The following is a 13340-nucleotide window of genomic DNA, read 5'->3' on the forward strand; positions in this document are numbered from 1 at the left end:
AAGCGATCATGATCATGTTCGACACCCTCAATCGCAGGTTCCTGCCTGCCTATGGTGCCGACTGGAATGACCTTCCCAATTTCCGCCGCCTGCAACAGCGCACCGTCACGTTCGACAATTGTTACGGCGGCAGCATGCCCTGCATGCCGGCCCGCCGCGAACTGCATACCGGCCGCTACAATTTCCTGCACCGCTCCTGGGGGCCGCTCGAGCCTTTCGACGATTCCATGCCGGAAATGCTGCGCGCCAGTGGCGTCTACACCCATCTCGTCACCGACCATCAGCACTATTGGGAAGACGGCGGCGCCACCTATCACAACCGCTACAGCAGCTATGAATTCTCCCGCGGCCAGGAAGGCGATCGCTGGAAGGGGCATGTCGGCGATCCGCCGGTCCCCGAGACTGTCAGCTGGCGCTCGGGCGGCCTCTGGCGGCAGGACTGGGTGAACAGGCAGTACATGACCGATATCGCCGATCATCCGCAAACCAGGACGTTCAACGCCGGCGTCGAGTTCATCGCGACCAATCACGCCGAGGATCGCTGGTTCCTGCAGATCGAATGTTTCGATCCGCACGAGCCCTTCTTCAGCTACGATCGCCACAAGGAGCGCTATCCGCACGACTATAACGGCCCGCATTTCGACTGGCCGGATTACCGGGCCGTGACCGAGAACCCGGATGAAGTCGAGCATGCGCGGATGGAATATGCCGCCCTTCTCAGCATGTGTGACGACAGTCTCGGCCGGGTTCTGGATGCTATGGACGAGCATGGGCTGTGGGATGACACGATGCTGATCGTCTGCACCGACCATGGGCTGCTGCTCGGCGAGCGCGGCTGGTGGGGCAAGAACGTGCAGCCCTGGTATGAGGAAAACATCCACACGCCGCTCTTCGTCTGGGATCCGCGCCTGCATGTGAAAGACGAGCGACGCTCAAGCCTGGTCCAGACCATCGATTTCGGCCCGACCCTTCTGGATTTCTTCGGCGTTTCGCCAACGCCGGACATGCAGGGCAAGCCGCTCTCCGGCGTTATTTCCGCCTACGACAGGGTGCGAGAGGCAGGCCTGTTCGGCAGCCATGGCGGGCATGTCTGTATCACGGACGGGCGCTACGTCTATATGCGTGCCTGCGTGACGCCGGAAAACCAGCCGCTCGAGCAATATACGCTGATGCCGACGCATATGGACCATCGCTTCGCGCCGGCGGAACTCAGGAGCATCTCGCTTGCAGGACCGCTGCCCTTCACCAAAGATGTGCAGGTCATGCGGCTGCCGGCCAGAGCGCTCGGCAATCCCTTTCTGTTCGGAACCCTGCTCTTCGATCTAAAGAACGATCCCAAACAGAGGACGCCTCTTCATGACGAAGAGGTGGAAGCGCGTATGGCGGGCCTCCTCGTCGCGGCCATGCGCGCCAACCATGCCCCGGCCTCGCAGTTCGAACGGCTGGGCCTGCCGTCAACGGGTGAAATCTGCGGCGAGCACCTGTTGATCAAACGTCAATGGGCGCAGGTGGAGAATGGCCAGAAACTGCCTCAGCGAAACGACGATCTGGCGAGCTATCGGGGCTGCGTGGCTCTTCCGCTCAAGGAGATCGCTCGCGATGCGCGGTTCGCGACCCGGTTCGTGGAGACATTTCACTTAGAGCTGACGTCGTCCCTGCTCGATCGCTTCGGCCAGCTGACGCCTTGGCATCTGTCGTTCGTGATGCCGGTGATTACCGTGGATATGCTACGGCAGTTCGATGGTGCTGCTGAAGCGGCCTGATCGGCGCTGACGGAAAAACGTTTTTGAAAGGCAGCGAGGCTTGATAACCCCGCTGCCTAGTTATTTTAGGAGGTCTTCGGCAGAGCCTCGGTCGCATCGAAGACGCGGGCGGCATTCCAGTCCTGCATGTACCTCATGAGCTGCCCCCTCAGTGGCGGCCGGCGGTGACGCCACCGTCGACCGGCAAAACCGTGCCGGTGATCCAAGACGACTGTTCGGATGCCAGGAAGAGGATCGCGTCTGCCACATCACGCGGCTGGCCGTTGCGGCCGAGCGGATGGAAGGCGTTGAAGGTCGGCAGCACTTCCTTGACCTGATCGTTCGACAGGAAAGTGTTGTAGACCGGCGTTTCGACGACGGCGGGCGCCACCGCATTGATGCGGATCTTGTAGGGCGCAAGCTCGATCGCCAGGTTGCGAACCATGGCATGTACGCCCGCATTGGCGGCGGAATAGGCCGCCGAAGGTGTCGCGCCGATCGCCTGGATTGCCCACATCGATCCGGTCTGGACGATGACGCCGCCTTTGTCCTTCATCGCCTTGGCCGCGGCCTGCGCAGTGAAGAATTTGCCCTTCAGGATCGTGTCCAGATACCAGTCGTAATCCGCTTCGGTCAGTTCGATGAACGGCTTTGGATTGAACACGCCGGCATTGTTGATGAGGATATCAAGTTTGCCGAAGCGCGAGACGGCGGCTTCGACCAGAGCGACACCGGTGGCCGGATTGGCAATATCGCCTGCCGCGACAATGATATTTCGCCCGCTGGGATCAATCTCGTTGGCCGCAGCTTGCAGCTTAGCCTCGTCGCGGCCGTTGATGACAACCCTCGCTCCTTCAGCCACGAACCGGCTCGCCACTTCCTTGCCGATACCCGAACCGCCACCGGTGATGGCCACGACCTTATTTTCAAAACGCATGCGTATCTCCTTCTATCTATCAGTAGATAGAATTTCTTTAGCGGCGCACTTCGGAAATTGCAAGCCTCTATCTATCGAAAGATAGATAAGAGGCTGCAAAGCGGTTTTCGCCTTGCAAAGGTCTATCGGGAAGCAAACCTGAAGAGGGTGTTGCAGCGGATACCTGGCTGAAAATACAGAGACTGGAAAGAGAGGTGGTACGGCCCCGAATATTCAATCCGGCCGAAATCTGCTAACCACGCGCGATGTTTCTGGAAGCGGGGATATCAAAAACACGTCACTCGACGACACAACGGCAGCGACCGGACTAACCAGCCCCAGCCTTTATCCGCGTCCTTCGTCTGCGGGTCGTAGCCTGGAAACGCCTCTGGATCCGCTCGACCACATCTAATTCGGCAGCTACGCCACCTGGATGTATCGGACGATGCCATTCTCTCTGTCCGTCGAGGGACCGGAGGTCTGGGATATCGATCCGATAAAGGAGGATGGTGATTCGCCCCGTCATGCCGCAACGGCCTGCGACCCATAGCCGTGCATTGGATATCGTCGATGTCGATCGGCTGAAGCTACCGTCCAAACGCCGGGCATTTGTCTGCAACAAACGGTATGAGCCTCTTGGCGACCGGTGCATGGTACGGCTCGATTTCTCAAACCTGAGGGTCAACAGGGCGAGTGTGGAGCCGGCTGGCGGCAGCCCGACGGCAGTTTCGTTATCGCGCTGCCGCCATCGCCTCGTCGAAAGCACCGGTGTCGCCAAGCGTATTGGCCACCAGCATTGCGCCCTCGAGAGTGGCAAACAATTTGATTGCGTTGCCTCTCTCTATACCCCCATCGGTCAGCATCTCGATCCCACTCGTGAAGAACCGTTTTACCTCGACTGCGACCTCTTGCGGAAGATCGCGGGCCGCAGCACCAAGCGCACCGCACAGGCACGTCTGCCCGTCTTCGACGATTGTGCGGCGGAAGACCCGTTTCCATGCTTCGGCAGTATCGGCGCCCGCCTCGCATTCTGCGATGACTGCAGCCTGAAACCGCTCCGTGTATCGGCGTGCGACCGCTGCCGCCAGCCGCTCTTTCGTCGGGAAATGATAGTGGACGCTGGAGCTTTTGACACCGACATCCGCTGCGATCTCGCGAAAGCTGAACCCATTGTAACCCGCGTCGCGGATGCGTCGCTCAGCTGCATTCATGATGGCTTCGGCAATGTCGTTCATGATCTATCTCGCTCTATCTTTCGGTAGATAGAGTTTTCCCTATCCGGAATCAATCAGCGCAACATGTCCCGCAGCACGGCGTAATCGATCTTCGAGCGATGACGACGGTCGAGAGGGATGACCGGTACGTTTCGGACATCGGCAACGCCGATTTCCGCCCCTTTCATGCGCCATAGGCCGGGAGAAGGTTCGTCACCCTCTACCGCCACGACCGGCGGATCGGTATTCGGCACGAGGGCGACACGCCGAACGCCGGGCCATGTGCGGGCCGCGACCTCCACCTCGAACGGATAGACGTTACCTGCCTTGGCAGAAAGCCGGCCCCGCAGCCAGAGCCTGCCCTTTTCATCCAGCCTGCCTGCGTCCCCGGTGCGATGCCAGATCTCCCCGTCGATCCTCAACTTGTTCTCGCCGTCGCCCCGGCCTTCGAGATAGCCCTTGTTGACGTGATCGCCGGTGACGACGATCTCGTCGTCGATGATCCGCACTCGCGTTTGCTCGATCGGATGTCCCGCCAGTAAGCCGCCGCCCGTTTCCATCCTCTGCCAGTCGTCAGCGGTGATGTCTTCCACCTGCTGGTGCGCGATCGGTTCTGCTTCGGTCGAGCCATACACGGCCATTACCGCTGTATCCGGCATTGCTTGTCGCATCGTCTGCATCAGATCGGGAAAGACCGGCCCGCCACCGGTGAAGATCGCCGAAAGGCCGGGGTCTATGCCGCCGCGGGCAAGCGTATCGCAGATGACTGGCGGTATCAGGGCCCGAGTGATTTTCTCCCGCGCGACGAGGCTTGATATTCCTTCGGAGGTCGCCTTTTCCGGCTGCTTCGATTTCCAGTTCGGCAATACGGAGGTGATGCCGAGCGCCATGTTGGCGATGACGAAAACCGGGAAAGCGACAAGGTCGCGTTCCTCCTCGTTCGACGTCGCCAGCATCTGCGCGACACAGGCATTTTGGGCTGCGAGAAATCCGTGACTGCGGGAAATGCCCTTGGGCATGCCGGTCGAACCGCTGGTGAAGGAGATGAGTGCCGGGTGATCGTGGCCGACCGTTTCTAAGACATTACGGGCTTCCGCCTTGGTCGGGATCGTCAATCGCCCGGGAATGCTCCACAGCGCGGGGACGAGATAAGGCAGCAACCGGTACCAGCCGGCGGTGACGACCGCCTTTGGCTTCGTCATCCCCACAGCATGCTTCAGTCCGGACAAACCAAGGGCGGGCTCCGGAAAGACGATCGTCGCGCCGAGCCGCCACAGCGCTGCAATCGTGGTGTAAAGATCGATGCCGACCGGCATGGCGATCAACACCCTGTCACCCTTGCCGATCCCGAGCCGTGACCAGGTGCCGGCGACCTCTGCGGAGCGTTCGGCGAGCGCCGAGAATGTGATGCGCCTGCCCGACCCCTCGACGATGGCGACCCGGTCGCCCAGCCGCCCGGCGGTGTCGATGAAGGTGGAGATCAGGTTCATGGCCGGTCGGAGAGTTTGAGGCCCATCAGTGCATAACGACGGAAAATTTTTGCGCCATGCATTTCGCTGCGCTGGCGGGAGGTGTTGTCCTCATGGATGAGGGCGTGGATGACCCTCTCGAAACCGAGCTCCAGCGCGCGGCGGTGATAGGTATCGGCGAGAAGATGGCCGACACCGCGCATACCACTAGCGTAAGTCTTCAGGATCGCCGCGGGTTTGCCGTCCTTGGCGAAATGATCCGGCGTGCCGAACAGGAAGCCCTTCAAGCTGCCGTCGTCACCATGAGCGAAGAGCACATGCCGTGGATCGATGAAGGGCATGATCGGCTTGTAGATATCCATGAAGGCATCAAAGCCGATCGGCGTGAAGAAGCGGTTGCGGGCAAACGAACCGCTCGACATCTCGAACAGATGCCGGATCAGCTTTTCACCGTCCTTGCCGTCCCAGGCGCTGACCGTCACGCCGTCTACCTGCACCGGCTCGGGGCCGATCGTATCCTCCAGCCGGGCGGTGGACGAAATGTAGCGCGAAACCGCCGTAAAGCCTGCTTTTTCGAAGACGACAAAATCGTGCGGCCCGCTGGTCGGCTCCATCAGAAAGGGCGCTGAACCGTCGCTGTCAGTCACGAGACGGTAGCTGTGCCAGGTGTCGCCGTCGAGCGGACCGATCAGCGCCTCGAAACCTTCGTCGCGTGCCTTGCCGATGATGCTTTCGAGCAGCGCCAGCCCGGCCTCCGGCTCGGAAATCCTCACGCCACCGATCGCCATGGCCTTCATCCCGTCGAGCGCCGGGCTCTGGCGGTAGACGCGGGCGGAGGCGCCGTCCAATGTGATCAGTTCGGGCTTGTTCATTTCAGCACTCCATCGACGACGAAGAGGATGACGGGCAGGATCAGCGCGATGCCGAAGGCTTTTGGTGCGCGCCATTTGGCAAACCAGCTGCGAAGCGCAAAGGCGCCGGTCACGGCAATGACGATTTCAGCCACGACCGGCGGCCAGATGGGATCGTACCATTGGACTGCAACCGGATTAGCGCGGATCACGCCGGTGGCGACAATCCCGACGACGACAAGAAAAGCCACCAATGCGAAAAGCCAGCGCCGGCTCATCCCGTCTCCCATCACTGCGAGAACGGCAAGGATCACCGCCACGCCGACGAAGGTAATATTGAAGAGGACGATAACGCTGGTCCCGAGCGCGCTTCCCGCAAACAGCCAGAGGAGGCTGACACCGGTCGACGCGGCCAGAAGGTCTAGATCGGGAGTCTTGCTGCGGCACGGGTTGTTCCGGCGCGCCAGCACATGCGCCGCGATGGCAATCATGGGCAGGACGGCATTGATGGGCGAGGTGACCGCCAGAAGCAGAAAGAGGTTGATCGTAAAGGCGCGCGCCGCATGTCTCGAAATTCCGAGCCGGGCCGAATAGCGGATCGCCACCGCAACCGCGATGACGAAGGCGGCGCTGACGACGAGAAGCATGATCGGATCGGTTCCGATATGCCGGGCAAGCAGCAAATGCGCCCCGATCGGGACGAAGAGATTGTCGAGCCCGCGCCAGGAATCCGCTTCCACCAGCGCGCAGAAGCCGGCGATCAGGAAGGAGAGAACGATGACGTTGAGGCGGGCCGTATCGCTCATCAGGAGCAGCACGATCATGCCGCAGATCCAGGTCACCGTGAAGAAGGCGATGACGCCTTCATAGCTCTTCGAGCCGTCTGAGACAGCAAAGCGCATCCGCCCATAGCTCGTACCGACCAGCGCGGAGGCGGTGTCCGACAACGTGATAACCAGAAGGGGCAGCACATAAAGAACCGGCGCGCCCTGCGACATCAGGAAGAGAAAGGCGACCGAAAGCGCCAGATAGATCTCGCCATAGGAGGCGCGTTTGACGGAGTGCAGCACGTCGCCAAGCCCGCCGGATTGTCGGCCGAACCATCTGAGCCAGAACATCACGATCAGTGCGCAGATGATCAGCACGATCACGGGCAGGGGGCTGGAAAAGACCAGCGGGAAGAACAGCGAGGATGTACCGACCGCGACGTGAATGATCTTGCGCTGCATCTCGGCGGAAAGCGCGAAGCTGCGAGCGACATGGCGAACGGTGGCCATCAATGCCAGGATGGCGAGGATGACAACCGGAACGAGGCCGATCTCCCACCAGTTGACCGGCACGCTCTCGCTCACAGCACCCGCTCCACCACGAAATCGGAATAGAAGAAGGCCTTGTCGTTCGCCTTGCCTTTTTCTTCGACGGATGTCAGCCGCTCGACGCGATGGGCATGTTCTTTCGGCATGCGTCGCGGCACCATCATGTTCCAGTAGACGAGCCGGGCATCCGGGTTCGATGCCGCAAGGATCGAGCCATAGACATCGGCGAAGATCCGCTCGTCCATATATTCGAAAATGTCCGAGAGATTGAAACCGTCCGCTTTCTCTCCGGATGCGACGAAACTCTCCAGCGCACCGCAGCGTATGTCGAGCCGGTCGAGCCGTGTGCGGATCGTGTCGAAATGCTCCGCCCGCCAGGCGAGTGGCAACGCGGTTCCGTGGTGACCCTTGAGGATATAGTGAAGGTAGGGATTGTCGGCCGGATCGAGATCGACGCCGGCATGCCAGAGGCGGCTGGCGACATGTTCCGCCAGTGACCCTTCCACGTGGTCGAAGAAGGCCGGATCGCGCCCGAGCCTGCCCATCACGAAATTGGAGAAGAAGAATTTGAGCAGCAGCTTCCAGCGCCAGTTGTTCCAGCGGCTTTCGAAAAAGGCCGCACGTGCGGCAGGCGGCTTCGAGCGGAACACCTCGTCGATGGTCGAGCGTGTCTGAGCCAGCGGCAGAAGTCTTGTCTGGAAGATACGGAAATAACGTTCGAATTTGCCGACGCCACCTATTCCGTATTTCTCCACCTCAACACGCCGCGCCGTCCAGAACCTGGCGGTATCGGTATCAAGCTCCCGCGCAACCCTATCCAGCAACTCTCCACGTCGGGTGGAGGGTCGCGCTCCGAGAAGCTCGAGAAAGGCCGTATGATTGAGCGTGCGATAGGCCGCAATGCGGATCGACAGGCAGGCGATCTGCGCTGGTGAAAGATCGATCGCCACGACACGGGCAGGGTCGAGCGTCAGCATGGCAAGCGCATTGTCGCCAGCCGAGCAGATCGATACCAGGGTCTTGCCAGGCTGGTCGCCAAGTGCGTCCACCAGCACATCGGCATCCTCCCAGAGCTGCGCGTATCGGATATCGTCGAAATTCGCTCGCCTGGCGATATCCGCACCGCTCATGCCATCCTCCTCACGCGGCCGGTCCCGCCATCCACTTCGATCGTCTCGCCATCGATAACCCAGTCCATCGCGCCCTTGATGCCGACCACGCAGGGAATGCCAAGCTCGCGGGCAACGATCGCCGAATGTGACAGCAGGCTGCCCCGCTCGACGACAATGGCAGAGGCATTCGAAAACACGGCGATCCAGCCCGGATCGGTGTGATGTGCGATGAGAATATCGCCCTTGGCAAGCGCTTCCGTCCGCGGATCGCGGATGACGCGGGCACGTGCCGTCATCACGCCGGCGCTGCAGCCGGTTCCGGTACGCTCGGTTGCCGTATCGCCTGCGGCAATGCTGGCGGGCGTAGAACTGTCGACCCCACGACTGGCCCGCGCAGCGCCGCGAACGGTAAGCCGCCGGCCCGGATCGGGGAGCTTGGCGGCCTCTTCCATTTCGGCACGGCGCAGCTTCACAAGCCCGGCAAGATCGGTCGAAACGGCAAAACCTTCGATCGTGCCGAGAATTTCCTGGACCGTCAGGAAATAGATGTCGTCCGCATCCTGGATCAGCCCATAGGCCTGGAACTGGCGGCCGACGGCGCGGAACAGATGTCGGGCACGGCCGAAAATGCGGGTGCGTTCGAAACGCAGGTTTTCGCGCCCGCTGACACGTGCCTTGGTCCAGGAAATGACATGCCGGGCGATGAATTTCTTCACCGGCCGGTCCTTGAGCAGCGTATCGATCGCCTCCATGCCACGGCTGGTCATCGCATGGTGAGTACCGCTCCCGGCGGCAATGGCGCGATAGAGTGGCGTCGGATCGCGGTCCAGCGTCACGGATTCAAGCTTCAGCTCTTCCGTGCAACGGTCTGAAAACTTTGCAAGATAGGCCGCGACCTCACGTTCAAGATCAGGATGAGCGGAAAGGCCTTCGCCACTCCCCGCCGCAAGCGTGCCGCGCAGTTCGTCATGGCCCTCCAGCATCGCCGCCATGCGGCGAATACGCTTAGCGGGCTCGGCGGAGATGATGTCTCCCTGGCCGATCATGATGTCGTTATGCAGCGCCAGTCCTTCGGGACCGCACCAGCGCTCCAACATTTTCCGCGAGGCGCCGAAGGCGATCATGCAGAGGAAATCGTTGATGAGGGGTGCATCCCACCGGTCGAGAAGCTCGGCCTCGATCCGCCGGTATTCCCGCGCCAGCGCCGTCAGCGGCATTGCTTCCAATGTCGCGGGCGGCGCCTTGAGCGAGCTGTCTAGCCGGCGATAAAAGCCGCGCGTCGTCGATTTGATGCGGAGTGCTTCCCAGACAAGCCGGCCGGCAGATCGGCTGACGCTGAGCCACGCCGCAACCAGCGCCAGGCCCTTTGCCGGGGGTGGGCCGATTTTGCTGGAAATCTCGGCGGGCAACGGCTCATCGACGCCCATCATGGTTTCCATATGGGCGCGGTTGATCGAGAAGCCCGGCAGCAGCGCCAGTGCGCGGTACCAGTTCACCAGATTGTAGTAGATACGCCCGTCGATGCGGGCGAGCATATTGTCGAAGACAACGGCATTTTCCGCAATCGCCTGTTCGTTGACGCCAAGCAGGCGGACGAAGGCGCGATAGACACGGTCATAGGCATATTGCGCGAAGGAATAGGTGAGGGGAGAAACAAGCCCCGGATAGGATTCGATGATGTTGGAATTGTCGAAGACGGTCAGCGTTTCGTCGTCGATGACATCGGATGCCAGCGCGGTGGTGATCGGCCTTGCCTGCAGAAGATAAAGTACCTCTCCCTCGAAGGCCCATTCCAAGTCCTGCGGACTCCCGCAGGCCGCTTCCACCTTAGCTGCAAGATCGGCGAGGGCGGACAAGTCCGTATCACTCAGGACACTTTCTCCAGCAGGCCGGTCAAGGACCCGGCCGCTGCGATCGAGAATATAGGTCTCACCATCCTCCTCGCCTCCCACCAGCCGGTCCCCAAGGCCCGCGATCGCCGAAATGACGATACGGTCACGCCTGCCGCTGACCGGATCGGCGGTAAAGGTGACACCGGCCACCCGGGCATTGACCATCTGCTGCACCAGCACAGCCGTGCCACCACCTTCGCCGGTAAGTCCGTGCTGTTCGCGGTAACCGGCAACGCTGTCGCGCTTGCCGCTTTCGAAGACCCTTACACAGGCGCTCGGCAAGCCGGCAGCGTCGAGATTGAGAAGCGACAGGAACTGCCCTGCATGGGAATGTTTGTCGCCATCCTCTTCCATGGCCGAGGAGCGGGCTGCAAACGGGCCGGGACCGATTTCGGGCAACACGGCCATCAGAGCCGCTTCCGCCGCCGGTCTGATGCCGCTTTCATCAAAGGCTTCCGGCGGCAGTGCGGCGAATCGCGGCACATTAAAGCCCCGGTCTGCCAGCCGCATCAGCGCCGCAGCCTTGCCGCCGACGCGGTTTGCCGAACCGATATCCCGCATCCCGACGATCATGCAGCCATCCAATGTTTCAAGAGCGGCGCAAAGCCCGCCAGGCAATAACAGACGAAGACCCAGAGGCCGGCGGTGGTATCTACCTTCTTCTGCCGTGCTGGCGTCGGCTCAGCGATAAAGGACCGTGCGACCCAGCCGATGGCAGCAAGCGCCAGAAGACCCGGGCCGGCAACGATGAACAGCGCCCCGACGAAATGCCCGACACCCGCCAGCAGCAGCCAGGCAAAGCCGCAGAGCGTCAGCCAAACCCAAGCGGCGCGGCGGGGGCCGAGCAGAGCCGAATAGGTCTCGACGCCCTCACGCTCGCTTCCCGGCGCCCAGACCTTGCGGCCGATTTCCAGCACGCAGCCATTGGTGAAGCTCAACAGCAGGAAGAGCCACAGCCCTTGCGGCGGCGAAAAGCCGGCCGGCAGCCATTCCGCGGCCGTGACGAAAAGATCGATCAGCGGCATGATCGCCATATGCGAGACGAGATAGAGGAAAGGTCGCGCCTTCAACCAATCGGGTGCGAAGAACTCGAAGGTCATCAGCGCCAGCCACGCCCAAACGAAGGCAAGCGGCAGGATGAGGGCCGTGGAAACGGATGCGGTCAGCCCAAGCGCGATCAGGCCACCGACGCCGGCTAGGCCCAAGACCAATCGAAGCGAGACCAGCCCGCTCGGGATCGGCCGCTCCGGGCGAAAACGCCGGTCGTCCTCGAAATCTTTCCATTCATCGCAGGCGCGCATCTGGAAGAAAATGATTACGGTAACCAGCCAGATGAAGGCAAAGGTCACAAACGGTGGCAGTGGCCTGGCTGCAAGCTGAGCCGAGACGCTGATGCTGGCCGAGGAGAAAACCGCCAGCAGGATCGACGTCTTGAGAAGCGGAAAACGTTCCGCCTGATAAAGCCAGAGCCGCTGCGCAAGTGGCGCATCCGCCTGTGGATGCCGCGCGGGAGCCGTCATCTGAACCGCGCCAGCTTCTGGTGCGCGCGGGTGAAATGGCCGGACGCTATGGCCGCGATGATCGAGATTTCACCGCACAGGCAGACGGCTGCGGTGACCTCTGCCAGCGCCGCGGCCTTGCCCGCACCCTTCAAGCCCATGATCGACAATGCGGCCGATTGGCTCGGCAGGCCTGTTCCGCCGCCGACCGAACCGACAAGGATGTTCGGCATGGTGACGGAGAAGAACAGCGCATTGTCACGCGGCTCCATGCGGGTGAAGCCGACGGCCGATTCCGAAACACAGGCGGCATCCTGGCCCGTTGCCAGATAAACGGCGGCGAGCCCGTTGGCATAATGTGCCTGCGCGCCGAGCTGGCCGCTCAGCACGGCACCGAGACCCGCCACCTGACCATAGGCCAGCATCTTCTGCGGATCGGCCCGCAGATATTTGCGAAGGAGATCGTAGGGAACGGTCACGCTTGCCGTTACCTTCCGGCCGCGACCGGTCTGGAGGCCAAGATAGGAGGCCTTCTTGTCGCCCGAGAAATTCGCCTCGATGAACCAGTGAACGGCGGGAACCGGCATGTTCTCGACGATATAGCGGCACATGGCTTCGGTCGCGACCGTCACCATGTTCTGGCCAGCAGCGTCGCCGGTCGAATAGCGGCAGAGCAGGAAGACAACGTTGACGTCCATGAAAGGCTCGATGGAGATCAGTTTGCCATACCGCGTTGTGGTTTCGGCGGCCGCCTTCAGCGCATCGGTATTGTCCGCGACCCAGTTCACGAACAGGCCGCAGGTCAGCATGTTGTCGAAGACGAAGGCCGGCGTGCGCAACACGCCTTCCTGCACCACGGCGGCCGTGACCCCGCCCGCAGCCGATACAAGTTCGGCGCCGCGGCCGTAGGAGGCGACAAGCGCTGCCTCGCTTGTCGCCATCGGCACGAAATAATCGCCGGCGGCGTTGAGGCCGTTCACCCGCAAGGGACCGATCAGTCCGACCGGGATTTTCACCGTGCCGATATAGTTTTCGATATTCGCGCCATAGACTTCGGCACGCTCGATGGCGGCAGCGTCGGCGAGTTCCGCCTGCACGGCATCGTCGGCACATCCGTCTTCCCGAAGGCGCGCCCAGAAGCCTGCGACGCTTTCAGCGTCGGTTGTCTGGCGCGGACGCAGGCGGCGTGCCGGCGGCGTCGTGTTGCCGAGCAGCCGTGCTGCGAAATCGGTCGAAATTGCACGTTCCCGAAGCGATTCCAGCATCGCCCGGACATTGGCCGGTAGTAGGTTCACGGATGCATCCACCATCGAAAGGTTGCATGTGTGA

Annotated in this window: 10 protein-coding genes; 1 reads left to right on the forward strand and 9 read right to left on the reverse strand. The window is 61.5% G+C overall.

Annotated elements, in window-relative coordinates; translation table 11 throughout:
• The first annotated feature begins 8 nt into the window (after positions 1-8).
• Positions 9-1763, forward strand: a complete 1755-nt coding sequence (locus KX729_RS14110; protein ID WP_246617577.1) for a sulfatase — start codon at positions 9-11, stop codon at positions 1761-1763.
• A gap of 148 nt (positions 1764-1911) precedes the next feature.
• On the opposite strand, the gene KX729_RS14115 is transcribed toward KX729_RS14110, so the two are convergent.
• The 9 genes from KX729_RS14115 to KX729_RS14155 all read right to left on the reverse strand — a co-directional run bounded on the left by KX729_RS14115 (position 1912) and on the right by KX729_RS14155 (position 13306).
• Positions 1912-2679 carry an SDR family NAD(P)-dependent oxidoreductase gene (locus KX729_RS14115; protein ID WP_219743087.1) on the reverse strand — a complete coding sequence of 256 codons (768 nt, stop codon included), beginning with the start codon at positions 2677-2679 and terminating at the stop codon, positions 1912-1914.
• A gap of 710 nt (positions 2680-3389) precedes the next feature.
• A complete protein-coding gene (locus KX729_RS14120; protein ID WP_219743088.1) occupies positions 3390-3893 on the reverse strand; it encodes a TetR/AcrR family transcriptional regulator in 504 nt (167 codons plus the stop codon).
• A gap of 53 nt (positions 3894-3946) precedes the next feature.
• Complete coding sequence (locus KX729_RS14125; protein ID WP_219743089.1) at positions 3947-5362, reverse strand: AMP-binding protein; 1416 nt, start codon at positions 5360-5362, stop codon at positions 3947-3949.
• The gene (locus tag KX729_RS14130) at positions 5359-6213 is read right to left on the reverse strand and encodes a hypothetical protein (RefSeq protein ID WP_219743090.1); all 855 of its coding nucleotides are present in this window, start codon (positions 6211-6213) and stop codon (positions 5359-5361) included. Before KX729_RS14130 ends, KX729_RS14125 begins: the two co-directional genes overlap by 4 nt.
• The gene (locus KX729_RS14135; RefSeq protein WP_219743091.1) at positions 6210-7544 is read right to left on the reverse strand and encodes a diacylglycerol/polyprenol kinase family protein; all 1335 of its coding nucleotides are present in this window, start codon (positions 7542-7544) and stop codon (positions 6210-6212) included. The genes KX729_RS14130 and KX729_RS14135 overlap by 4 nt, the downstream gene beginning before the upstream one ends.
• Positions 7541-8638, reverse strand: coding sequence for a BtaA family protein (locus tag KX729_RS14140; protein WP_219743092.1), 1098 nt, complete (start codon positions 8636-8638; stop codon positions 7541-7543). Before KX729_RS14140 ends, KX729_RS14135 begins: the two co-directional genes overlap by 4 nt.
• Positions 8635-11085: a PEP/pyruvate-binding domain-containing protein gene (locus KX729_RS14145; RefSeq protein WP_219743093.1), complete on the reverse strand. Its 2451-nt coding sequence runs from the start codon at positions 11083-11085 to the stop codon at positions 8635-8637. The genes KX729_RS14140 and KX729_RS14145 overlap by 4 nt, the downstream gene beginning before the upstream one ends.
• Positions 11082-12032, reverse strand: a complete 951-nt coding sequence (locus KX729_RS14150; RefSeq protein ID WP_219743094.1) for a UbiA family prenyltransferase — start codon at positions 12030-12032, stop codon at positions 11082-11084. Before KX729_RS14150 ends, KX729_RS14145 begins: the two co-directional genes overlap by 4 nt.
• Positions 12029-13306, reverse strand: a complete 1278-nt coding sequence (locus tag KX729_RS14155; protein ID WP_219743095.1) for a hydroxymethylglutaryl-CoA reductase — start codon at positions 13304-13306, stop codon at positions 12029-12031. Before KX729_RS14155 ends, KX729_RS14150 begins: the two co-directional genes overlap by 4 nt.
• Positions 13307-13340: the final 34 nt, after the last annotated feature.

Source organism: Neorhizobium populisoli, assembly GCF_019430945.1.
Taxonomy (GTDB): Bacteria; Pseudomonadota; Alphaproteobacteria; order Rhizobiales; family Rhizobiaceae; genus Neorhizobium; species Neorhizobium populisoli.

Coding starts and splice junctions, on each gene's coding strand:
- KX729_RS14125 (WP_219743089.1), bottom strand. CDS start 5,362: ATGAACCTGATCTCCACCTTCATCGACACCGCCGGGCGGCTGGGCGAC.
- KX729_RS14110 (WP_246617577.1), top strand. CDS start 9: ATGATCATGTTCGACACCCTCAATCGCAGGTTCCTGCCTGCCTATGGT.
- KX729_RS14115 (WP_219743087.1), bottom strand. CDS start 2,679: ATGCGTTTTGAAAATAAGGTCGTGGCCATCACCGGTGGCGGTTCGGGT.
- KX729_RS14140 (WP_219743092.1), bottom strand. CDS start 8,638: ATGAGCGGTGCGGATATCGCCAGGCGAGCGAATTTCGACGATATCCGA.
- KX729_RS14145 (WP_219743093.1), bottom strand. CDS start 11,085: ATGATCGTCGGGATGCGGGATATCGGTTCGGCAAACCGCGTCGGCGGC.
- KX729_RS14130 (WP_219743090.1), bottom strand. CDS start 6,213: ATGAACAAGCCCGAACTGATCACATTGGACGGCGCCTCCGCCCGCGTC.
- KX729_RS14150 (WP_219743094.1), bottom strand. CDS start 12,032: ATGACGGCTCCCGCGCGGCATCCACAGGCGGATGCGCCACTTGCGCAG.
- KX729_RS14120 (WP_219743088.1), bottom strand. CDS start 3,893: ATGAACGACATTGCCGAAGCCATCATGAATGCAGCTGAGCGACGCATC.